Genomic DNA, 21,942 nt, shown 5'->3' with positions numbered 1-21,942 from the left:
CGGTATAAGTCGTCGGGTCGTTCGTTCGTATACTTCATCGGTCTTGATCAGCCGTGCCTGGCCAGCTCGCACGTGCCCCGACGAGCTTTGCCGAGAGACCATGGACGACAGTATTTCCATCGACGCGGCGGCTGCGACGCCGCGTCGAATCCGCGCCCGACCTGCGCGCGTTTTCGCCATCACCGCTTTCCAGAAATCCATTGCCATCATTCTGTTTTTGCTGGCATGGGAGTTCCTGCCGCGGCTGGGCTATATCAATCGAACGTTTCTGCCGCCGTTTTCGGAAGTGGTGGTCTACGGCTGCAAGTTCGCCGCATCGGGGCAGCTGTGGGAGCACACCTGGGTCAGCCTGACGCGCGCCGGTGGCGGCTTCTTCCTGGGCGTGGTCACCGCCGTGCCGCTGGGCATTCTGCTGGCCTGGTACGAGCCGCTGGAGCGATACCTGAACCCATTGCTGCAACTGCTGCGCCAGACCAATCCCGTCTCGCTCTTTCCGATTTTCATTCTGTTCTTCGGCGTCGGGTACATGACCCGCGTCGCCATCATCTACTGGGTGGTGGTCTGGCCCATCCTGCTCAGCACCATGTCCGGCGTGCGCTATGTCGACCCCGCGCTGGTCAAGTATGCCCGCTCGCTGGGGCTCAGCCCGTATCAACTGTTCACCCGGGTGGTGCTGCCATCGACCGTGCCGTCCATCGTCACGGGCATGCGCCTGGCCGCGACGTCTTCCTTTCTGATGCTGGTGATCTCCGAGATGGTGGGCGCCAGCAGCGGCCTGGGTTTCCTGGTCGCCAATGCGCAATACGTGATGAGTATCCACATCCTGTATGTGGCTGTCATAGTGATCGCCTTGCTGGGCGCGTTGTCGAATTACCTGCTGTTGCGGCTTGAACGGCGGCTGACCGCGTGGAACGACGCCGGTCCGGCGATCTGAGGCGATGTTCATGACGCCCAAGATCAGCCTGCGCGGCATCGGCAAGCGCTTCGCCGCGCCCAATGCGGAAGAGGGCGCGCCGCCCTTGCGCGTGTTGGAGGACTTTTCCCTGGACATCGAAGCCGGGGAGTTCGTCACCATCGTCGGTCCCAGCGGTTGCGGCAAGTCTTCCCTGCTGGACATCGTGGCGGGACTGACGCAGCCCGATGCCGGCCAGGTCCTGATCGATGGGCGCGCGATCGACGCGCCCAACCTGGATCGCGGCATCGTCTTCCAGCAATATGCGCTGCTGCCCTGGCTCACCGCCCTGCAGAACGTGGCGTTCAGCGTGCGGGCCAAGGGGCTGACGCGGCAGCAGAGCGCGGACGTGGCGCAGCGCTATCTGGACCTGGTGGGCCTGGCGGGCTTTGCCCGGCACTATCCGCGCCAGCTGTCCGGCGGGATGCGCCAGCGCGTGGCCATCGCGCGCAGCCTGGCGCACGAGCCCGGCGTGTTGCTGATGGACGAGCCTTACGGTGCGCTCGATGCGCAGACGCGCGAGACGCTGCAGAACGAGCTGGTGCGCATCTGGCGCCAGACTCGCAAGACCATCTTCTTCATCACGCACGACCTGGACGAGGCCATCTACCTGGGGACGCGCGTGGCCATTATGAGCGCGCGGCCCGGCCGTATCCGCACGGTGCTGGACGTCCCCAAGCCGGACGATTTCCTCGATGGCGACTGGAAGTCGTCCGCGGAGTTTCGCCAACTGCGCCACACCGTGTGGGATCTCTTGCAACAGGTGCCGTTAGCCGCTTGAGGCGACAACGGCATAGCGCTTGAGCTTCGCATTCCTCATCCATTCCCGGATATCCACCAGACCGCCACCACATCGCCACCCTGCCTTCATGTCAAAGATCCCGACTTCCAAGCCGATGTCCACGCCGACCGCGCAAATCCACCTGTCCCGCCGCAAGCTGCTGCTGTCCGCGTCCGCCGCGGGCCTGGCCGCGATAAGCACTCCCGTCTTCAGCCAGACCACCAGCGCGCGGCCGCTGAAGAAGTTCAAGGTGCAGGACATGCCCAATCGCTGGAATGGGTATGAGCTGCTGTTCCTGGCGCAGCAGGAAGGGTTGTTCAAGCAGCACGGCATCGAGCTGGAACTGGTGCAACTGCCGATCGACCAATACACCATCGCGGTGCAAAGCGGCGTCACCGACTTTGCCTTGTCGGCCGACTACATCTATTTCGCCAACATCCGTGGCAAGAACCTGCCGCTGATCGAAGTGGCGAGCACCAATCCCATCATCGATCCGGCCGGCGCCGGCGATGGCCTGTTCGTGCTGAAGGATTCCCCGATCAAGCAGGCCGCCGACCTGAAAGGCAAGAAGATCGCGGTGCGCAGCGTGGCGTTCTCGGCGGCGTGGTTCACCATCGACTATCTGCGGCGCGCAGGCATCGCCAAGGATGAAGTGCAACTGCTGACCATCCCGGACCTGCAGCTGGAACAGGTGCTGCAGACGGGCGCCGTCGATGCGGTGTTCGCCTATGGTCCCATCGATGGGCAATTGCGCAAGAAGGGCAGCTATCGCCAGCTGTTCCAGATATCCGATCTGGCCGGGCGCCGCATTCAGCGCGGGGGCAGCATCACGCGGGAGGCCTTCATCAAGGAGAGCCCGGACGTCGTGCGGGCTTACGTGGCCGCCACGGCGGACGCGATCGCCATCGCCAACAAGAACCCGAAGTCCGTGATCGACCTTGGCGTGAAGCTGGGCCGCATCGATCCGGCCGTCGGCCCGTATCTGTATACCAAGACCGACAGCGGCGATTATTCGGCGCTGCAATGGCCCGAACAGGGCCTGGTCAAGGAAGAGGATGTGGCGTTCTGGCTGGACATCGCGCAGCGGCAGGCGCTGGTGCCGCAGGCGGCGTTGAAGGCGAGCGACCTCTACACCAACGCGTACAACCCCTATGCCAAAGGATAAGGCCGAGTGACCATGAGCAGCTCCAATCAACAGAATTCCCATGACGGGGCGGCCGCCAACGGGTCTGCCGGCAAGCCCGCGGACTACGTCATTGTCGGCGCCGGCATCTTCGGCACGGCCCTGGCCTGGAATCTGGTCGGCGCGGGTGCCAGCGTTACCGTGCTGGAACGGCGTACGGTGGCGTCCGGCGCGTCAGGCGGCCCGGGTCACCGTGGCGTGCGCGCCAACAACCGCGACCTGCGCGAGCTGCCGCTTGTGGTGCGTGCGCTCGAAATCTGGCCGACCCTGACCGAGGCGCTGGGACAGCAAAGCGGGTTCGAGCGTATCGGCGGGCTGAGCATAGGCGAAGCCGAGCGGATCCGGGGTTCGCAGGGGCGCGTCACCCTGCAGGCGCGCGCGGATGTGCAGAACGCCTATGGCGCGCGCACGGAGATATTGGACGAGGCGGGTGTGCGGGCGCGTTTGCCGCAGGTGTCCGGCAACGTCAAGTACGCCCTATACAACCCCGATGACGGCATTGCGGATCACACCCAGGCCACACGCGCGTTCGCGGCGGCTGCGCAGGCGCGTGGTGTCGAGTTGCGGGAGGGGGCCGAGGTCGTTGCGGTCCGGGAAGAAGGCGGCGTGGCGTCGGTCATTTTGGCCAGCGGCGAGCATGTGCGCGCGGGCCGTGCTGTGATCCTCGCGGCCAATACGCATGTAGATGGCCTGCTGACGGAATCCTTCGGTCTGCGCCTGCCGGTGTGGACCTTCAATCCGCAGGTGGCAACGATCAAGGTAAGCCGCGCGCTCAAGCTTGACCACCTGGTCAACCACAACAGCCGTTCGCTGTCGATCAAGCGCGCCGATGCGGATCATGTGACGGTGACGGGTGGCGGCGTGGGCACGTGGGATGACGCGACCGAGATCGGCACCAGTAATCTCAACACCTTGAGCGCCAGCCTGGCCGCGTTGACCGCGACCTTTCCGATCACCGCCGCGGACGCGCACGTCGTGGACGTGGAAGCCAGCCGCGCGGATTCCAGCTCCGTCGACCAGATCCCGATCATCGATCGTGTGCCGGGCCACCCCGCCGTATGGTTCGCCACCGGCTGGAGCGGCCATGGCTTCGCCATCGGGCCAGCGGTCGCCGAAGCCGTCGCTCAAGGCCTGTTGGAACAGCGGATTCCCGCGGTGTTGCAGCCATTCGGGCTGCATCGCTTCCGGCCTTGAGCGAGGCGCGGCAGGGAAGGCTCAGCCCTCGAAGTTCACTACCGAGCGGATCGACTTGCCTTCATGCATCAGGTCGAAGGCGTCGTTGATACCGGTCAACGGCATCGTATGCGTGACGAAGGGTTCGAGCTGGATGCGGCCGGACATGGCGTCCTCGACCATGCCGGGCAGCTGGCTGCGGCCCTTCACGCCGCCGAAAGCGGTGCCCAGCCAGCGGCGTCCGGTGACCAGCTGGAACGGACGGGTGGAGATTTCCTGGCCCGCGCCGGCCACGCCGATGATGACGGACTGGCCCCAGCCACGGTGCGCCGCTTCTAGCGCCGCGCGCATCACATTGACGTTGCCGATGCACTCGAAGCTGTGGTCCACGCCCCAGCCGGTCATCTCGACGATCACTTGCTGGATGGGCTTGTCGTAATCCTTGGGATTGATGCAGTCGGTCGCGCCGAAGGTCTTCGCCAGTTCGAACTTGGCGGGATTGGTGTCGACGGCGATGATGCGGCCGGCCTTGGCCAGCTTGGCGCCCTGGATCACGGCCAGCCCGATGCCGCCCAGGCCGAACACGGCGACGCTGTCGCCTTCCTGCACCTTGGCCGTGTTCTTCACCGCGCCCAGCCCGGTGGTGACGCCGCAGCCCAGCAGGCAGACGTGTTCGGGGTTGGCCTGCGGATTGATCTTGGCCAGCGAGACTTCGGCCACGACGGTGTATTCGCTGAAGGTGGAGCAACCCATGTAGTGATAGATGGGTTGGCCGTTGTAGCTGAAGCGCGTGGTGCCGTCGGGCATCACGCCCTTGCCCTGGGTGGCGCGCACCGACGTACACAGATTGGTCTTGCCGCTCTTGCAGAACAGGCATTCGCCGCACTCGGCGGTATAGAGCGGGATGACGTGGTCGCCGACCTTGACGCTGGTCACGCCTTCGCCCACTTCCACCACGATGCCGGCGCCTTCATGGCCCAGCACGGCGGGGAAGATACCTTCGGGATCATCGCCCGACAGCGTGAAGGCGTCAGTATGGCAGACGCCGGTATGGGTGATCTTCACCATCACTTCGCCCTTCTTGGGCGCGGCGACATCGATCTCGACGATTTGCAGGGGTTTGCCAGCTTCGAAGGCTACGGCGGCGCGGGATTTCATGGAATTTGCTCCAGCAAATGAATGGAATGGAAGACGCAGGGGTGCCGCCTGGGGGCACCATAGCAGGCGCGCTGATGCACCTAACGCAGATAGGCGCGTACCAGTGTGGTCATGTCGCGCACGCGCTCGGCATGGCGGGGGTCCTTCTCGGAGTACTCATCGAACTCCTCACGGATATGGGATTCCAGCACCTCCAACATCAAGGCGTTGGCAGCGCCGCGAATCGCGGCGATCTGCTGCAGGACGAGCGCGCATTCAGCGCCGCCTTCCAGCGCGCGCTCCAGCGCCTCGGTCTGGCCGCGGATGCTGCGAACGCGCCGCAGCGCCTTCTTTTTTTCTTCGGGTGAATGTGGCATGGGGCGGATACTACACCCCCCGGGGGTGTCATGTAAATTGCTTGACAACAAATGTTAAGCGGCAGTAGAACCCTTATGTCGCGCTTTTACCCTTACTTTCCAACCGCTTAAGGCCCACCCGATCACGGCAGGGCAGTTCCGCATTCATTCAGTCCCACGTTCAATGTGTGTTGCGTGAGGGAGTTGGAAATGCGTTTCCCAGGCAAGGTTGAGCGTCATGCGGGCCGCGCCCGGGACTGCGGCCGGCACTTCACGAAGACATTGCGCCGGGCGGCTCTCGCCGCGACATGCGCGTCAGTGGTCGCGCTCACCGGCTGCGATGACAAGCAACAAGTCGCCGCGGCCGGTCCTCCGCCCGCTGTCGCGGTCACCGTGATGACCATCGCGTCGCACGGGGCAGCCGCGCAAATCGATCTGTCTGGACGGGTCGAACCTATCCGTACCGCTGAAGTGCGCGCCCGCGTCGACGGCATCGTCCAGAAACTGCTCTACACCGAAGGCACCGACGTCAATGCCGGCGCGCCGCTGTTCGCCATCGATGACAGCGACTACCGCGCGCAGCTGGAGCAGGCCAACGCGATGTTGCAGCGCGCCCTGGCCGTACAGACAAACGCCCAGTCCGTCGTGGCGCGCTTTCGGCCGTTGGTGCAGCGCCAGGCGGTCAGCGCCCAGGAATATGAGGCTGCCGTGTCCGCCCAGGGCCAGGCTCAGGCCAGCGTGGCCGATGCGCGCGCCGCCGTCACCTTGGCCAAGCTGCGGCTGGAGCGTTGCGTCGTGCGGGCGCCCATCGCCGGCCGGGTCGGGCGAGCATTGGTCACGGAAGGGGCTTTAGTCAGCGCCGCGTCGGCGACCTTGCTGGCCCAGATCAACCAGCTTTCGCCCATCTTCGCCACCTTTCCCAAGTCCAACACGGCCATCCTGGACCTGATGGACGAAGCCAGGCAAGGCGGGCTGCAACTGAGCAAGGACATCCGTTTCCCCGTACAGATCACCTTGGCCAACGGCCGGGCCTATGACGAGACCGGTGAGGTCGACTTCGCCGACCTGAGCATCGATCCCGCCACCGGCGCGCAAAGCGTGCGGGCGCGTTTCCAGAACGCGGACAGGGTGCTGTTGCCCGGACAGTTCGTCACCGGCCGCTTTCGCATCGGCGAGCGCCAGGACGCGGTGCTCGTGCCGTCGCGCGCGGTGGCGCTGAATGCCGGCGGCGCCAGCGTATATGTCGTCGGCGCCGACGACATCGCGCACCTGCGGCAGGTAGTGCTCGGCGATCAGCAGCAGGGCCAGTGGGAGGTCCGCTCGGGCCTGGCGACTGGCGAGCGCGTCATCGTCGACGGCTGGCAGAAGATCGCGCCCGAGCAGCGCGTACGCGCGGTGGAACAGCACGGGCCGGGGCCAGGCCCATGAATGCATTCTTCGTGAATCGACCCGTGGCGGCGTGGGTGGTGGCATTGTTCATGCTGCTGTTCGGCGTGATCGCGATGCTCCTGCTGCCTATCGAGCAATACCCGAACATCGCGCCGCCTTCGATCACGATCAATGCCAGCTATCGCGGCGCCGACACCGGCACGATAGACCGGACAGTGACCTCAGTCATTGAATCCGAGATGAATGGGCTGGACGATTTCCTGTATATGTCGTCCATCAGCCGTGCCAACGGGACGGCGCAGATCACGGTGACCCTGCGGCCCGGCACCGACCTGGATGTCGCGCGCGGCCAGGTGCAGGACCGGCTCAGCCGGGTCGAACCACGGCTGCCCGCGGAAGTGCGGCAGCTGGGCATCACGGTGACCAAGGCCTCCAGCGGCTTCCTGATGCTGCTGGCCTTGCAGTCGGCCAGCCCGGACGTCACCGCCGTACAGATGGGCAATTTCGCTTCGAACAATATCCTCGATGAACTGCGGCGCATCCCTGGCGTGGGCGACGTGCAGCTGTTCGGCTCGTCCTACGCCATGCGCGTTTGGCTGGATCAACGCAAGCTGGAAAGCTTCCAGATGTCGGCGGCGGAAGTGTTGCGGGCGGTACAGGAGCAGAACGCCCAGACGGCCGGTGGCGCGCTGGGCGAGCAACCCTTGGCAGCGGGGGCGGAGTTCAACGTTCCCATCGTGACCCAAGGCCGCCTGGCCACGCCGGAGCAGTTTCGCCAGATCATTCTGCGGGTGAGCCGGGACGGCTCCACCGTGACCCTGGGCGATGTCGCCCGCGTCGAGCTGGGCAATGACAACTATGGCTTTCGCTTGCGCGTGAACGGCAAGGAGTCGGCCGGCATCGCCATCCAGCTGGCCAACGACGCCAATGCCTTGTCGGTGGCGCGCGGCATACGCCAGCGCATGACGGAACTGCAATCGATTTTTCCGGCCAACGTCAGCTGGTCGGTGCCTTTCGACACCACACCCTTCATCACCACCTCGATCCGGTCGGTATTGGGCACGATGATCGAAGCGCTGCTGCTGGTGACGGTCATGGTGTACGTCTTCCTGCAAAGCTGGCGCGCCACCTTGGTTCCTACCCTGGTGGTGCCCATCGCCCTGATAGGCACATGCGCTGGCCTGTATTTGTTCGGCGCATCCCTGAACCTGTTGTCCCTGTTCGGCATGGTGGTCGCCATCGGCATCCTGAACGACGATGCCATCGTCGTTTCCGAGAACGTGGCGCGCATCATGAAGGACGAAGGCCTGGACGCGCGCCAGGCCACGCCCAAAGCCGTGGGCCAGGTGTGGGGGCCTGTCGTCGCCAGTACCCTGGTGCTGGTCGCGGTGTTTGTGCCCATGGCCATGTTCCCCGGCTCCAGCGGCGCGATCTACCGGCAATTCTCCATCACCCTGTCGGTATCCATCGTCATCTCGACGGTATTGGCGCTGTCGCTGGGTCCTGCCTTGTGCGCGGCGCTGTTCAAGCAGGAGAAGCAAACGGGCGCCGGCGGCGGCCGCATCACGCGTCTGAAACTGCGGGGCTTCAAAGCCTTCAACACGATGTTCGATCGTTTGACCGCGCGCTACGCCGGGGCAGTAGGGTACATGCTGAAGCGGCCCAAGCGGTGGCTGCTGTTCTTCCTGGCGCTGACCGGGGTGACGATGTTTTTGTTTTCGCGCATTCCCGGCGGCTATCTGCCGTCCGAGGACCAGGGCTATTTCTTCGTGTCCTATACCGGCGCACCGGGCGGCACGGCGGACCGCACGCAGGTGGCCGTGGACCAGGCCGAAGCCATCCTGCGGCAATTTCCGGCGGTGCGTAACGTGGCGTCCGTCACCGGCTTCAGTTTCTTCGGGCAGGGTCAGACGGCCGCCTTGTCTTTCGTGGACCTCAAGCCCTGGGCGGACCGCAAGGATTCGGTCGACACCCTGGTGGCGCGCAGCAATGGCGCGTTCAGGGATATTCCGCAGGCACTGATCTTTGCCCTGAATCCGCCGCCCATTCCTTCGCTGGGCAATGCCGCGGGTTTTTCGATGAAGGTGCAGGACCGCACCGGCCAGGGCGGCGAGCGCCTGGCCGCCGCGGCGACGGCTTTGCTGGTGGCCGCCAATCGTGATCCCGTCATCGCCGGCGCGCGGCTGGATGGCATGCCGCCCGCGCCTCAGTTGTATGTCGAAGTCGACCGCATCCACGCGCGCGCCCTGGGTCTGCAGATCGGCCAGGTGAACCAGGCGCTGGCCTTGGCCTTCGGCGCCAACTACGCCAACGACTTCCTGCACGAAGGCAGCATCCTGCGGGTGTTCCTGCAAGGGGATGCCAGCCAGCGGATGAGTTCGGGCGACATCCTGGCCCTGCAGTTGCCGAACGATCGGGGGCAGCTGGTGCCATTCTCCACCTTCACCCGCACGCGCTGGATCAACGGGCCGCAGCAGCTGGAGCGCTACAACGGCTTTCCTGCCGTCACGATATCGGGGCAGGCGGCGGCCGGCCAGTCCAGCGGCACCGCGTTGGTGGCGATGGAAGACCTGGCTCGCGCCAACCTGCCGCCAGGCATGACGTTCGAGTGGACGGGAACGGCCTATGAAGAACGCCAGACGGGCAATCAGGTGGCTCTGCTGCTCACCATTTCCCTGATCGTGGTCTTCCTGCTGTTGTCGGCGCTCTACGAGAGCTGGTCCGTGCCGATTTCGGTCATGCTGATCTTGCCCTTCGGCATCCTGGGCGCGGCCGCGTTCACGCTGTTGCGGGGGCTGTCGGCCGACGTCTATTTCAACATTGGCCTGGTGACCATCATCGGGCTGGCCGCCAAGAACGGCATCCTTATCGTCGAATTCGCCTTGAAGGAAGAAGAGGCCGGGCGCGAGCGCGAAGCTGCCGTGCTCGACGCCGCGCGCCAGCGGCTGCGTCCCATCATCATGACCAGCCTGACCTTTGTGCTGGGCATGATGCCTCTGGTGCTGGCCACCGGCGCCGGCGCGGCCAGCCGCCAGGCCGTGGGCACCAGCGTGATGGGCAGCATGCTGACGGCCACGCTGTTCGGGGTGTTCTTCACGCCGTTGTTCTATGTGGTGGTGCGCGGGTGGCTGGGTGGCTCCAAGGCGGCGCGCCAGGCTGGCGAGGATGCAAGATGAGGGCGCGCTCGTCCTGCGGGTTTCCGACGGGGGCCGTGCCGCTGATGTTGGTGCTGGCTGCCGCGCTGACGGGGTGCAATTTCGCGCCTGAGCAACCCCCGCCAACCGTCGATCTGCCGGCGCGCTACGCGGACGACGCCGACACGGCGACAAGCAGGGATGCGAGCAAGGGTGTGGACACCATGGCCACCGCCACGGCCGACCAGGTGTCCTGGCAGCAGTTCTTCGGCGATCCGCAACTGCGCCTGCTCATCGCCTACGCCTTGCAGCACAATCAGGACCTGGCGGCGGCCTTCGCGCGCATCGATCAGGCGCGTGCCTTCTATCGCATCGAGCACGCGAATCTGCTGCCGCGCGTGGACGTAGGCGCCGGGGCCAGCCGTAACCAGGCGCCCCTGGCCGTGGTCGATCCCGCTTTCGCCGGCAGCACCCGCAGCATCGAGTTCAACCAGTTCAATCTGCAGGTGGCGGTGACCAGTTTTGAACTGGACTTCTGGGGCCGCGTGCGCAATCTCAACCAGGCGGCCATGCATCAGTATCTGGCTACGGTGGAGGGGCAGCGCGCCTTTCACCTGTCGCTCATCGCCAACGTCGCGGCGACCTATTACGACGCGCGCGCCAGCGAAGAAGGCGTGGCCTTGGCCCAACGCACCCTGGCGGCCCGGCGTTATGCACTGGGCATCGCGCGCGATCGCCTGGATGCGGGGGTGACGTCCACGGTCGACTTCGAACAGGCCGCCATCCTGATGACGCAGGCCCAGGCGCAGTTGGCGGAGATGCAGCGCGCGGCGGCGGAGGCGTGGAACCGGCTGTGGGTGCTGGCCGGCGGGCATGTGGATTTGCACGCGGTAACGCCGAATCCCATCGAAGCGACGGGACAGTTCGAAGAACTCAGTCCCGGCCTGCCGTCGGCCTTGTTGCTTGCGCGACCGGACATCCGTCAGGCCGAGCAGCGACTGGCAGGTGCTGACGCGAACATCGGTGCGGCGCGCGCGGCGCTGTTTCCAAGCATCTCGCTGACCGGTTCGCTGGGCTACGCATCGACTGAATTGGCCGGGCTGGTCGAGGGCCACAATCAGAGCTGGAGCATAGGCGCCGGCATAGGCATGCCCATCTTCGACTACGGCCAGCGCCGCGCCGCCGTCGAACTTGCCCGCGCGCAGCATGCCGAGCTGGTGGCCAACTACATCAAGACCGTGCAGTCGGCTTTCAGCGAAGTGGCCACCGCGCTGGAGCGGGCCAAGCGCTTGCGTGAGCAGGTTGCCGTGCAAGGCGTCGCCATCCAGGCGCAGCAGCGCCTGGCGGAGACGGCCGAGTTGCGCTATTTGAACGGGATCTCCATCTATCTGGAGGTCATGGACGCCCGCCGCAATCTGTTCAGCGCGGAATTGCAGATGCTGAGCCTGCGGGCGGCGGCCTTGCAGAACGGCGTGTCCTTGTACGTGGCCTTGGGCGGTGGGGCGGAGCAGCGGACGGGGGCGGACGGGACCGTTGGGACGGACGAAACGGTAGGGCAGGCGGGGCGCTGACTTGTACAATCGCGGCGCAGGTTTTTACTTCGTCCCTTCGAAAAGACCATGACCTTCACCATCGCCGCGGCGCAGTCCATTTCCTTTGCGGGGGATATCCCGTCGAACACCGAGCGCCACTTGCGCTTCATGGAAGCGGCCGCGGATCACGGTGTAAACCTGCTGGTGTTTCCTGAACTGTCGCTGACCGGCTATGAGCCGAGCGTGGCCCGTGCGTTGGCGTTGCGACTGGATGACCCTCACCTGGACCCTCTGCGCGATCTGGCGCGCCAGACCGGCATGGTGACAGTGGTCGGCGCGCCTTTGCTTGCTTCGGCTGCAGACGGACAGGGCGTATCGATCGGCGCCCTGATCCTGCGGCCGGACGGGTCGACCGATGTCTATACCAAGCAATACCTGCATGGTGGCGAAGAAGCCGTATTCACCGCGGGCAAGGGCGGTGCGCATCTGCGTTTCGACGGCGCCAATGTGGCGCTGGGCGTGTGCGCGGATGCCACACACCCCGAACATGCGGCGAGCGCCGCGGCCGGCCATGCGGATGTCTACGCCGTGGGCTCGGTGATCAGCGAGGGCGCCTATGCCACGGAAAGCCGCCAACTGGCGGGATATGCCGCGGACCACGCCATGGTCGTCCTGTTGGCGAATCACGGCGGCATGACGGGCGGCTGGGCCTGCGCGGGACGCAGCACGATCTGGGCCCCGGGTGGCACGCCCGTCGCCGCCGCGCCCGGCGTGGGTGAGATGCTCGTCCTGGCGACGCGGACGGCCGGCGCGTGGGGCGGCAGCAAGGTGCTGGACCTGGCGGGCTAAAGACACGATCACGATGTCGTCACGCGGCGCGAATCCGGGTGACAAGCGCGTCCCAAATGGTGGCTTGCTTTTTTAATTGTGATTTATATAATCACATTCATGTCGCAAACCAATGTTCAATTCTCCGTTGCCTCGCATGTGATGGCCGCGCTGGGGGTCAACGAAGGCACCCCCTTGCGTTCGTCGGCGCTCGCGGAGAGCGTGAACGCCGAACCCAGTTTCGTTCGCCGGGTGATTTCCAAACTGGCGAAAGCGGGGCTGGTCACGACCACGCGAGGCAAGAACGGCGCTTGTGAGCTGGCAAGATCACCAGGGAAGATAACGCTGCTCGATATCTATCGGGCCAGCGCGGCACCGGAGGCCTTCGCGCTTCACGACTATTCGGTGGCGGAAAATTGCCAGGTGAGCCGGAACATCAAGTTCTGTATGGCGAATGTGCTGCGCGAGGCACAGGACGGGTTCGAGCAAAGGCTGGCGCGGCAGACGCTTGCGGATGTCGTCAAGGCCATCGAAGCGGCTGAGTAATTTCCAGCTGTTTTTTTATCCTATATTGTTCGTGTAATCAGCACAATATGTGCTCAGTCGCACGCTGCGACGCTTAAAGGAAATCAGCCATGAGCAAACTCAAAGGTAAAGTCGCCCTGGTAACGGGCGCATCGAAGGGTATCGGCGCAAGCATCGCCAAGACGCTGGCCGCCAACGGCGCCGCGGTTGTCGTGGGTTATTCCAGCAGCAGGGCAGGGGCGGATGCCGTCGTGGCGGAGATCGAGAAGGCCGGCGGCCGGGCTGTCGCGGCAGGCGGCGACGTCACCAAGGAAGCGGATACGGCCAAGCTGGTGCAGGTGGCGGTCGATACGTTCGGCGGTCTGGACATCCTGGTCAACAATTCGGGCGTCTATGGCTTCCAGCCGATCGAAGAGATCACCGAAGCGGAATTCCATCGCCACTTCAACACCAATGTGCTGGGCCTGCTGTTGACCACCAAAGCCGCGGTCAAGCACATGGGCGAGGGCGCGAGCATCATCAACATCAGCTCCAGCATCACGACGATATTGCCGCCGGGTACGGCGGTCTATTCCGCCACCAAGGGCGCGGTCGATTCCATCACCGGCGTGCTGGCGAAGGAACTGGGCCCGCGCAAGATCCGCGTGAACTCGCTAAGCCCGGGCTATACCGAAACCGAAGGCACCCATAGCGCCGGCGTCACGGGTTCGGACATGGAAAGCCAGATGGTCGCGCAGACGCCGCTAGGGCGCGGCGGCAAGCCGCAGGACATCGCCGATGTGGCGGCGTTCCTGGCTTCCGACGATGCGCGTTGGCTGACGGGGGACAATCTGCACGCCGACGGTGGTTTGCATTAAGCAGTTCGGGGGATGAGGGGCAGGGTCGCAGCCTTGCTGCGGTGCCGGGTTGCTGCGTTGCTGCACGGCCGCGTTACCGCGACGCTTCGTGGTCAGGCCGTGCCCGCCGGGCCCCGCGCGGCCAGCGTTGCCGCGATGAAGGGTGCAGTGGCGCTGTCTTTACTGCGTGCCACCGCATCGGGCGGCCCTTCGGCGACGATGCGGCCGCCCGCGGCGCCCGCGCCCGGTCCCACGTCGATGACCCAGTCGGCCTGGGCCACCACGCGCATATCGTGTTCCACCGTCACTACCGTGTTGCCCAAGTCCACCAGGCGCTGCAACTGCGCCATCAGGAGGTCGACGTCGAAGGCATGCAGGCCGGTGGTCGGCTCATCCAGCACATACAGGCTGTGGCCACGTTGGCTGCGCTGCAGCTCCGTGGCCAGCTTGATGCGCTGGGCTTCTCCGCCGGATAGCTCCGTGGCGGGCTGGCCCAGGCGCAGGTAGCCCAAGCCGATCTCGCGCAGCAGGCGCAGGGACCGCAGCACCGGCTCTTCGCCAGCAAAGAAATCGCAGGCTTCTTCTACCGTCATGCGCAGCACTTCCGCGATATTGCGGTCGTTCCAGCGCACTTTCAACGTGGCCTCGTTATAGCGCGCGCCATGGCAAGTGGGGCAGGGGGCGTACACGCTGGGCATGAACAACAATTCGACGCTGACGAATCCTTCGCCCTCGCACGTTTCGCAGCGGCCCTTGGCCACGTTGAATGAAAATCGCCCCGCATCGTAGCGCCGGCGGCGCGCGTCGGGCGTGGCGGCGAACAATTTGCGCACATGGTCGAACAGGCCGGTATAGGTGGCCAGATTCGAACGGGGCGTGCGGCCGATAGGCTTCTGGTCCACCTGCACCAGCCGCCGGATGACGTCGACGTCGCCGGCCAGATGACCTTGCGTGGTCTCGATGACCGCCGGTTGCTCGGCGCCGGCTTCGGGCGCTTCGTCTTCGGGCTCCTGACCCAGATGCGCCAGCACCAATTCGGGCAGGGCTTGCGCGATCAGGCTGGATTTGCCCGAACCGGAGATGCCGGTGACCGCCGTCAGCACGCCCAGCGGAATCCGGGCGTCCACGCCGTGCAGGTTGTGGCGATGGATCTGCTGCAGTTTTAGCCATCCCGTGGCGTGGCGCCCGGCGCTGGCCGGCGCGGGTTTGTCGTTGAACAGGTACTGGGCGGTGCGCGATTCGTTGATGGCGCGCAAGCCCGCCGGTTCACCACTGTACAGGACGCGGCCGCCGCGCTCGCCCGCTTCGGGGCCGACATCCACCAGCCATTGCGCGCGCTGCATCAGGCCGATGTCATGCTCCACCACGTAAACGGAGTTGCCCGCGTCGCGTAGCTTGTCCAGAGCATCGTACAGGGCCTGGCTGTCCGACGGATGCAGGCCGGCCGATGGTTCGTCCAGCACGTAGACTACGCCGAACAGCATGGAATTCAGCTGTGTCGCCAGTCTCAAACGCTGCAACTCGCCGCTGGATAATGTGGGAGTCGCGCGGTCCAGGGTCAGGTAGCCGAGTCCCAATTGTTGTAGGGAGCGCAGTCGTCCGACCACGTTTTCGGCGAGGCGCTGTGCCGCCAGGCGTTTCTCTTCCGACAGCGCGGAGGTGCGGCGCACGTCGGGCGATGCGGCGTGGACAGCGCGTCCGGACGTCGCGCGGCTGGCACGGTCGCGACGCGTGGCCGCCTTGTTGGTGCCGGCGCCGGCGGCATGGGCGCCGAAATCGCCTTGCGCGATAGGGTCCAGCAGCGCCGCGGCCTGGTCCAGGGGCAGTTGCATGAACTCGCCGATGTCCACGCCGGCGAAGGTCACCGCCAGCGCCTCGGGCTTGAGCCGCTTGCCGTGGCAGGCGGAGCAGGGCATGCCTTCCATGTAGCGGGACACGCGCCTGCGCATCAGGGCGCTTTGCGTATTGGCGAAGGTGTGCAGGATGTAGCGGCGCGCGCCAGTGAACGTGCCCATATAGCTGGGCTCGGTCTTGCGCTTGAGCGCCGCGCGTGTTTCGGCGGGCGTGAAGCCGGCGTACACCGGCACGGTGGGCGCTTCTTCGGTGAACAGGATCCAGTCGCGGTCTTTCTTGGACAGGTCCTTCCAGGGCCGGTCCACGTCGTAGCCCATAGTCACCAGGATGTCGCGCAGATTCTGTCCGTGCCAGGCCGGTGGCCATGCCGCGATGGCGCGTTCGCGGATGGTCAGGGAAGGGTCCGGCACCATGGTGGCCTCGGTCACCTCGAAGACGTGTCCCAGACCGTGGCAGACCGGGCAGGCACCCTGCGGCGTGTTGGGCGAGAAGTCCTCGGCGTAGAGCATGGGCTGATCCACCGGATAGGTGCCGGCGCGCGAATACATCATGCGGATCAGGCTGGACAGGGTGGTCAGGCTGCCGACGGAAGAGCGGGCGTTGCTGGCGCCGCGTTGCTGCTGCAGAGCCACCGCGGGCGGCAGGCCGTCGATGGCGTCGACGTCGGGCACGCCCACCTGATCGATCAGGCGCCGCGCGTAGGGCGCGACCGATTCGAAATAGCGCCGCTGCGCCTCCGCGTAGATCGTGCTGAAAGCGAGGGAGGATTTGCCGGAGCCCGACACCCCAGAGAACACCACCAAGGCATTACGTGGAATCTGGACGTCCACGTCCTTGAGATTATGCTCACGCGCGCCGCGCACCTGGACGAAGCCGACGGGCAGGGCGGTGGCGGGGGTTGTGGTTGTAGGGGCTTTGGGCATGCGGTTTCCTGTGCAAGGGGCCGAGGACGCGGCGACGTACAGCAAGCGGCGTGCGCCTTATTTGTCCTGCGGGTCCAAAGCTTCAGCCCATGTTTTTTTCATGGCGGCAATGCGGTCCACGTAAGCGGACTTCAGGCAGGCGGCGTCCTGACAGCGGTCGCGCACGGTTTCGCGCCAGTGGGTTTGTTCCTTGGCCACCGGGTCGCGCCATTCGCCCGTTTCACCGTCACGGCCAGCGGTCTCGCCTTGAATCTTGTCGTAGAGCACTTTCATCTGATCGTCCAGCCTGGACAGATCCGGCTGCGCGCAGATCAGGTGTTCTACATGGGTTTTCGCGTATTTGCAGTCGAAGCCGGCGGCATGGCTGGCCTGGAAGGGCAGCCACGATGCGACGGCGGTCATCGCGCAGAGGGCGGCGGACCGCGCCAGGCGCGTGGCTGGTTTGCTAGATCGGACCTGGAAAGCTGCTGTGGAAACGTCGTCGCGCAAGTCTTGTACTCCTGGTAAACACATTACATACCGCCCATGATCGACCGCCGTCGGCGTTTTGGGGGCGGCGGCTGGTCAGGGGTGTCGTTTGCCCCCTGATGTAGCGCTTGGGATCTCGTCAATAGCGTATCCGCGCATGCCGGGTCGAGGGGGCGTACCCCTATCGACCATAATTCGAGCATACGGGCTGCCTGGGCAATGAAGCCATGTCCCGGATGTTGGGCGCAGAATTCGATGACGCTATCCCCGGTCAACAGCAAGGCCGTGCGTAGCTGATCCAACCATTCGCGTCGACGCGCGGCCCCGATACTGCAAACTTGGGCAAGCAGATCGAAATCCCGTTGCGCCGGCCAGCGCTTGGTGCCGCCCAAGGTGATCGCCATCCCGTCCTGGGCCTCGCCGGCAGTGTCACTGGGCGCGTAGATCGCCATTGTCAGCATGTCATAGACCGGTGCAAGACCCGGTGGCTGTCCCGGCTGATAGATCAAGCCGAAATTCTTCAAGTGGGCGTCGCCGTTGCGGATCACTGCCGCCAGAAGGTATTGGCCGTAGAAGAGGTCGACGTTGTGCTGGCCACTGAAGCCGGGGCAATACGCGCGTATGGTCTTCACGATGCGCTCGACCGAACCGCTGAACTTGTCGCGCGCGGGCTGACCGAGCAGCGCACACATATCCTCGAATCCCAACCGCCTGTCATTGTGGCCGATATCAAATCGCTTGACGAGCAAGCGGCTGTGGTCATCGGCGAGCAGCGTTTCCGCGGTTGGCAGTTGCATATTTCTGGCGAGCATCTGGCCAAAATGCTCAAGCAAGACAATGTGGGGATGATCAGCATCGTTCAGCTTGACGATCCACTTGTCCAGGGACAGCGTGGCGCGGCCACCCTCATTTTCAATGGGACTTCTGGCCAGGAACTTGGGGAGGCCGCCCGAGACGCCCGACTCCCGGGCGTTTTCTCCAAGGTAGTGCTTGACCAGTACTTTCACGTCGAGCGAAAGCAGATTGACCAGCGTGTCCTGGGTGCTGCGATTCGCGGGCTTTTCACCGCTCGGGACGACCTGCACCTGGCCGACCAGATTCTCTCCGGACACGGCCAACAGCTCCATATCGCCGAAGCGGTCAAATTTCTTGGCGAACACTCGCTCTATGATCTGGCGCAGCGCTCCCTCGGGCAGCGATACCTGGAAGATCGGGTGGAGTATCGGGCTGACCCAGCTTTCAGCGCGTACCGGCATCAAAAGAGAGACAGCCAGTTCGCGCGGGGCGTCGGGCAGATATGTAAACACGAAACGACCGATTTCCGTCTGGTCGAGCGTCCCCACGAGCCGGTGCTGGACATAGACGTCGAGTTTCATGTGCTCGGCCCGCCCTGGCCACCGTATTGCTGGTTATTTTCGCGGAGGATATCGTCGAGCGTGGGCGCGGCACCGAAAGGACGTACGGCTAAGTCGTAGCCCAGCGCGGTGCATAGCGCGCGCAGGGTGCCGAGCGTAGGATCACTGGAGGCGCTTTCGATGGCGACGAGCGAACGGCGGCTGATGCCGGCCGCCTTTGCCAAGTCGGCCTGCGAAACGCGCTGATCCTTGCGGCCATCGATAATGGCTTGGACCACGGGATCGAGGGTTTTTGCGGTGCTGTCCATGGCAAAAGCGTACACCTGAAGCGAAAAAAAGAGAAGTAAACCTCACATTTTGGTGGAAAATCACCAAAAATGAGAAGTAAACCTCTCTTTTTTGGCTGCCATACGGTGGCCGCTCTTGGGTCAAGGCTTCAGCAGGATCTTGCCGAAATGGCGGTTTTCTTTCATGTAGGCCAGTGCCGTGGCCGCCTCGGCCAGCGGGAATTCCTTCGCGATCGGCAGGTTCAGTTTGCCCGTTTCGACGAAAGGCCACAGGTCCGCGCGCATGCGGCGGCCGATTTCGCGGACTTCCTCCACGCTGCGCGTGCGGAAGGTGACGCCGATATAGTGGATCCGGCGCAGGGCGTGCAGGTCGTAGTCGAAAGCGGCATCCGTGCCGCCCAGGCGGCCGACGTTCACGATGCGGCCCAGGATGGCCGTCGCCCGCATATTGTCATTCATGACCGGGCCTGAGACCTGGTCCACGATCACATTCACACCCTTGCCATCGGTGGCGTCGAGCACGGCCTGGACCCAGCCGGGATCGCTGGAATCCAGCGCGATATCGGCGCCGAAGCCGGTGAGCTGCCCGCGTCGGCCCGCGTTGGTCGCCGTGCCGATGACCAGTGAGGCACCCATCGCCTTGGCGATCTGCATGCCCATCAGCCCCACGCCGCTGCTGGCGCCCTGGATCAGGACGGACTCGCCGGCGCGCAGGCCGCCATTGGTGACGACCGCGTCATGCATGGTCTGCAAGGCGATCGGCAATACCGCCGCCTCCGAGAAAGGCATGTCCTTGTTGGGAAGAGGGTACACGCGGCCGTAGTCGCTTACCGCGTATTCGGCGTAGCCGCCGCCGCCGGAGCCCATCACGCGGTCGCCGGGCGCGAAGTGCTTCACCTCGGCCCCGACGGCCTCGACCACGCCGGCCCATTCCATGCCCGGTATGGTGCCGGGGCCCCCCACCTTGCCGTGCCGATGTCCGGCCGCCACGGTCAGATCCGCGCGATTGAGCGATGCCGCGCCCACGCGCACCAACACGTCCGTGGGACCCACGGTTGGGATCGGCACTTCTTGCAGGGACAAACCGTTATCCGTAACGACGATGGCTTTCATGCATGGTCTCCGTACTGTCTGTGTTGGTTGGGGCCGAAAGCGACATATAGGATCGCGGCGGTCCGAAGGGATAGGATCGACCCAATTTACATCGATCAACGATTAGCATGCGCGACGGCGGCTCAAGACGTTCACGCCCTGGCCGCCGCCGGGCGTCAGTGCAACTGCGACAGCTTGTCTTCCTTGGCCAGATCCACCGCCCGTTGGGCGTCTTCGGTCAGGAGCAGGCGTTCAGCGACCAGGCGATCGGCCGCGGCCTGCACCTCGGCGACATAAGCGGCGCTGGTGGGATAACGCTCCTCCAGCGACCGGCGCGGGTCATGGTTGGCTTCGCGCTCCGTTCGCGTTGCCGCGAAGGGCACCGCGGCGCCGTACAAGGGAAAGAGGGCACTTGGACCGTAGCCTTCGGCACGGGGATTCCAGCCAGTGTAGGTTGCGCGCGGCACCGCTACCGCCAACTGGCGCACGCCGCCGATGGAGATGCCATCGGCATCCGCCAAGGGGACGTAGACCGGGTAGTGGCCGAGTTCCCGCGGCGGCATGGTTTTGGGATCGATAAAACTCGCCAGGCCGTGGATGGCGGAATAGGGCAGTCCCGGAATATTGTTTGGGACCGCATTGGCCGCCTCGACCAGCGTGCCGGCCGCCCGCATCGGCACCCGGCTGGAAGGGGGCTGTGTGCCCGTCGTGATCCACGCCTGCATGTCCGTCAGCAGCGCCCGCATGACGGCGCCGTTGTGCATGGGATTGACGGGCAGGGCCATGGTGTCCCGGCGGCGCATCCGTTCGCCCGGTTCAGAGAAGTGCGGCGTGCCGGTCAGCATATACATACGCACGTCCGCCGGCAGATCCAGCTGATTGCCGGCCAGGTCCGTCACCACCAGCGATGCGCGCGAAGACCACCATTCGATTTCGCTATCCGTCTGCATGATGACGGGGCAGGTCGCATTCAGGCGGCAGCGCAAGAGCAAACCGTCACGGCGGCCGCTGAGGGAGTCCGTCAACGTGGCGTACGTGAAGGGAAACGCATCCACTTGCCATCCCGGGTCCTGGGGATGCCGGGCATTGCGGTTAGGCAGGCCAAAACGCACATTCACAGCCGTACGGCGTCCGCCCGCGACATGCGGCATCAAGCCGTCGAACACCATGCGGCCTTGCAGGTCTTCGTTGAATCCCAAATGCAGGAAGTCACGCAGGAAGCGACCGGATTGGGATATGCCGAAGCCGATGGCGTGTTGAATGGTGGGATGGCCGTCCCGCGCCAGCGGGTTTGCCGACGTCCCATCACGCCGCAGGAACGCAGAGATGTCACGCGTCGCCGCGAAGGCCAGTCCCAATATGGCTGGGTCTTTGGCGGTGTAGGTCACTTCATAGAGCGCGCCGGCATCGAAGCCCTGCGCGGGCCGCTGTATCTCGATGGTCTGCGCACCGGTGGCCCGGACCGACATGTCGGTGGGCGTCTGGCGATCATCGTTCCAGCGCTGCCTCACCGTGACGGCCAGACTGGAGGGATCGGCAAGCGGCCACTGCAGCGTCGCTTTCCCGGGATTGCTGCTGTCATCGAAAATCACTTCTTCGCGAACCGGACCCGAGACACCGGCGAGCACCGGTGACTTGAGTCCCAGTTCACCCGGCTTGGTCGGCAGGTCGGCTTGCCAGCCTATCCAAGCCACCGTATAGCCTTGCCGTTCCAGAAAGCCGTTGCCGGCATCGCCGGTATCGAGGCTATTGGGCTTGGCGGCATCGTCGAAAAGCTGCTGGCCGATCTTGCGGCCGCGGTTGGGCACATCGATGAGCAGGGTCTGATTGCCACGCGCCGGATCGACCGGCCGCAGGATCACGACGTCCGCCGTGGCCTCGACGCGGCCCTCGGCATCGCGGGGCGCCTTGTCGATGTCTGCGATGACGGCATTGCGGGGATCGGAGGGATCGACCGAGAAGGTCGCGCGGCCCGTCAGTTTCTCGTAGGCTCCGACGTCGCCGAAGGTGCGGCCGCCGTAGGCCGGCGACGTCTGAAGTACTTCAAAGCGGATGACTTCGGCCTGTGCGCCGACGGCGATCATCGCCAGCAGTGCGCCGGCAGCGCACTTCGTGCGTATGCTCATTTTTTGTCTCC

Annotated in this window: 18 protein-coding genes; 10 read left to right on the top strand and 8 right to left on the bottom strand. The window is 64.8% G+C overall.

Translation table 11 applies throughout. The annotated features are described in order from the left end of the window. Positions 1–100: 100 nt before the first annotated feature. From ASB57_RS07800 to ASB57_RS07785, 4 genes are all read left to right on the top strand, one after another. Positions 101–934 carry an ABC transporter permease gene (locus ASB57_RS07800; protein WP_057651712.1) on the top strand — a complete coding sequence of 278 codons (834 nt, stop codon included), beginning with the start codon at positions 101–103 and terminating at the stop codon, positions 932–934. A gap of 10 nt (positions 935–944) precedes the next feature. Further along, positions 945–1,733, top strand: coding sequence for an ABC transporter ATP-binding protein (locus tag ASB57_RS07795; RefSeq protein ID WP_057656005.1), 789 nt, complete (start codon positions 945–947; stop codon positions 1,731–1,733). 88 nt (positions 1,734–1,821) lie between these two features. After that, positions 1,822–2,898 (top strand): ABC transporter substrate-binding protein, encoded by a 1,077-nt coding sequence (locus ASB57_RS07790; protein ID WP_082621440.1) that lies wholly within the window; start codon positions 1,822–1,824, stop codon positions 2,896–2,898. A 12-nt stretch (positions 2,899–2,910) separates the two neighbouring features. Beyond that, positions 2,911–4,110 carry an FAD-binding oxidoreductase gene (locus ASB57_RS07785; RefSeq protein ID WP_057651710.1) on the top strand — a complete coding sequence of 400 codons (1,200 nt, stop codon included), beginning with the start codon at positions 2,911–2,913 and terminating at the stop codon, positions 4,108–4,110. A gap of 21 nt (positions 4,111–4,131) precedes the next feature. On the opposite strand, the gene ASB57_RS07780 is transcribed toward ASB57_RS07785, so the two are convergent. Continuing rightward, positions 4,132–5,247: an S-(hydroxymethyl)glutathione dehydrogenase/class III alcohol dehydrogenase gene (locus ASB57_RS07780; RefSeq protein WP_057651709.1), complete on the bottom strand. Its 1,116-nt coding sequence runs from the start codon at positions 5,245–5,247 to the stop codon at positions 4,132–4,134. An 80-nt stretch (positions 5,248–5,327) separates the two neighbouring features. Continuing rightward, a complete protein-coding gene (locus tag ASB57_RS07775) occupies positions 5,328–5,603 on the bottom strand; it encodes a metal-sensing transcriptional repressor (protein ID WP_057651708.1) in 276 nt (91 codons plus the stop codon). Between the two features lie 189 nt (positions 5,604–5,792). Here ASB57_RS07775 and ASB57_RS07770 point away from each other — a divergent pair, with 189 nt between their 5' ends. The 6 genes from ASB57_RS07770 (at position 5,793) to ASB57_RS07745 (ending at position 13,847) form a co-directional block, all read left to right on the top strand. Continuing rightward, the gene (locus tag ASB57_RS07770; protein ID WP_082621439.1) at positions 5,793–7,010 is read left to right on the top strand and encodes an efflux RND transporter periplasmic adaptor subunit; all 1,218 of its coding nucleotides are present in this window, start codon (positions 5,793–5,795) and stop codon (positions 7,008–7,010) included. After that, entirely contained in the window at positions 7,007–10,147 is a 3,141-nt protein-coding gene (locus ASB57_RS07765; protein ID WP_057651707.1) for a multidrug efflux RND transporter permease subunit, read from the top strand. Before ASB57_RS07770 ends, ASB57_RS07765 begins: the two co-directional genes overlap by 4 nt. Then, positions 10,144–11,676: an efflux transporter outer membrane subunit gene (locus ASB57_RS07760; protein ID WP_057651706.1), complete on the top strand. Its 1,533-nt coding sequence runs from the start codon at positions 10,144–10,146 to the stop codon at positions 11,674–11,676. Before ASB57_RS07765 ends, ASB57_RS07760 begins: the two co-directional genes overlap by 4 nt. Before the next feature lie 48 nt (positions 11,677–11,724). Then, positions 11,725–12,486: a carbon-nitrogen hydrolase family protein gene (locus tag ASB57_RS07755; RefSeq protein ID WP_057651705.1), complete on the top strand. Its 762-nt coding sequence runs from the start codon at positions 11,725–11,727 to the stop codon at positions 12,484–12,486. Positions 12,487–12,585: 99 nt separating this feature from the next. Next, a complete protein-coding gene (locus tag ASB57_RS07750) occupies positions 12,586–13,011 on the top strand; it encodes an Rrf2 family transcriptional regulator (protein ID WP_057651704.1) in 426 nt (141 codons plus the stop codon). Between the two features lie 89 nt (positions 13,012–13,100). Next, positions 13,101–13,847, top strand: a complete 747-nt coding sequence (locus ASB57_RS07745) for an SDR family NAD(P)-dependent oxidoreductase (RefSeq protein ID WP_057651703.1) — start codon at positions 13,101–13,103, stop codon at positions 13,845–13,847. 92 nt (positions 13,848–13,939) lie between these two features. Here ASB57_RS07745 and ASB57_RS07740 read toward each other — a convergent pair whose 3' ends face one another. From ASB57_RS07740 to ASB57_RS07715, 6 genes are all read right to left on the bottom strand, one after another. After that, positions 13,940–16,603, bottom strand: coding sequence for an excinuclease ABC subunit UvrA (locus tag ASB57_RS07740; protein ID WP_057651702.1), 2,664 nt, complete (start codon positions 16,601–16,603; stop codon positions 13,940–13,942). A 57-nt stretch (positions 16,604–16,660) separates the two neighbouring features. After that, entirely contained in the window at positions 16,661–17,092 is a 432-nt protein-coding gene (locus ASB57_RS07735) for a lysozyme inhibitor LprI family protein (RefSeq protein ID WP_231755365.1), read from the bottom strand. Between the two features lie 23 nt (positions 17,093–17,115). Then, entirely contained in the window at positions 17,116–18,447 is a 1,332-nt protein-coding gene (locus ASB57_RS07730) for a type II toxin-antitoxin system HipA family toxin (RefSeq protein ID WP_057651701.1), read from the bottom strand. Beyond that, positions 18,444–18,734 carry a helix-turn-helix domain-containing protein gene (locus tag ASB57_RS07725; RefSeq protein WP_057651700.1) on the bottom strand — a complete coding sequence of 97 codons (291 nt, stop codon included), beginning with the start codon at positions 18,732–18,734 and terminating at the stop codon, positions 18,444–18,446. The genes ASB57_RS07730 and ASB57_RS07725 overlap by 4 nt, the downstream gene beginning before the upstream one ends. A 120-nt stretch (positions 18,735–18,854) precedes the next feature. Next, the gene (locus ASB57_RS07720) at positions 18,855–19,826 is read right to left on the bottom strand and encodes a zinc-binding dehydrogenase (protein WP_057651699.1); all 972 of its coding nucleotides are present in this window, start codon (positions 19,824–19,826) and stop codon (positions 18,855–18,857) included. A 155-nt stretch (positions 19,827–19,981) separates the two neighbouring features. Next, positions 19,982–21,931, bottom strand: a complete 1,950-nt coding sequence (locus tag ASB57_RS07715) for an alpha/beta hydrolase domain-containing protein (protein WP_197424991.1) — start codon at positions 21,929–21,931, stop codon at positions 19,982–19,984. Between the last annotated feature and the right edge of the window lie 11 nt (positions 21,932–21,942).

The organism is Bordetella sp. N, from assembly GCF_001433395.1.
In the GTDB taxonomy this organism is placed as follows: domain Bacteria; phylum Pseudomonadota; class Gammaproteobacteria; order Burkholderiales; family Burkholderiaceae_B; genus Bordetella_C.
Note: the sequence above shows the minus strand (reverse complement) of the source record. Positions and strands in the feature narration are given on the sequence as shown.

Bases quoted from the DNA above. Each gene is read 5' to 3' on its own strand.
- ASB57_RS07800 (WP_057651712.1), top strand. From the start codon at position 101: ATGGACGACAGTATTTCCATCGACGCGGCGGCTGCGACGCCGCGTCGA.
- ASB57_RS07795 (WP_057656005.1), top strand. From the start codon at position 945: ATGACGCCCAAGATCAGCCTGCGCGGCATCGGCAAGCGCTTCGCCGCG.
- ASB57_RS07790 (WP_082621440.1), top strand. From the start codon at position 1,822: ATGTCAAAGATCCCGACTTCCAAGCCGATGTCCACGCCGACCGCGCAA.
- ASB57_RS07785 (WP_057651710.1), top strand. From the start codon at position 2,911: ATGAGCAGCTCCAATCAACAGAATTCCCATGACGGGGCGGCCGCCAAC.
- ASB57_RS07780 (WP_057651709.1), bottom strand. From the start codon at position 5,247: ATGAAATCCCGCGCCGCCGTAGCCTTCGAAGCTGGCAAACCCCTGCAA.
- ASB57_RS07775 (WP_057651708.1), bottom strand. From the start codon at position 5,603: ATGCCACATTCACCCGAAGAAAAAAAGAAGGCGCTGCGGCGCGTTCGC.
- ASB57_RS07770 (WP_082621439.1), top strand. From the start codon at position 5,793: ATGCGTTTCCCAGGCAAGGTTGAGCGTCATGCGGGCCGCGCCCGGGAC.
- ASB57_RS07765 (WP_057651707.1), top strand. From the start codon at position 7,007: ATGAATGCATTCTTCGTGAATCGACCCGTGGCGGCGTGGGTGGTGGCA.
- ASB57_RS07760 (WP_057651706.1), top strand. From the start codon at position 10,144: ATGAGGGCGCGCTCGTCCTGCGGGTTTCCGACGGGGGCCGTGCCGCTG.
- ASB57_RS07755 (WP_057651705.1), top strand. From the start codon at position 11,725: ATGACCTTCACCATCGCCGCGGCGCAGTCCATTTCCTTTGCGGGGGAT.
- ASB57_RS07750 (WP_057651704.1), top strand. From the start codon at position 12,586: ATGTCGCAAACCAATGTTCAATTCTCCGTTGCCTCGCATGTGATGGCC.
- ASB57_RS07745 (WP_057651703.1), top strand. From the start codon at position 13,101: ATGAGCAAACTCAAAGGTAAAGTCGCCCTGGTAACGGGCGCATCGAAG.
- ASB57_RS07740 (WP_057651702.1), bottom strand. From the start codon at position 16,603: ATGCCCAAAGCCCCTACAACCACAACCCCCGCCACCGCCCTGCCCGTC.
- ASB57_RS07730 (WP_057651701.1), bottom strand. From the start codon at position 18,447: ATGAAACTCGACGTCTATGTCCAGCACCGGCTCGTGGGGACGCTCGAC.
- ASB57_RS07725 (WP_057651700.1), bottom strand. From the start codon at position 18,734: ATGGACAGCACCGCAAAAACCCTCGATCCCGTGGTCCAAGCCATTATC.
- ASB57_RS07720 (WP_057651699.1), bottom strand. From the start codon at position 19,826: ATGAAAGCCATCGTCGTTACGGATAACGGTTTGTCCCTGCAAGAAGTG.
- ASB57_RS07715 (WP_197424991.1), bottom strand. From the start codon at position 21,931: ATGAGCATACGCACGAAGTGCGCTGCCGGCGCACTGCTGGCGATGATC.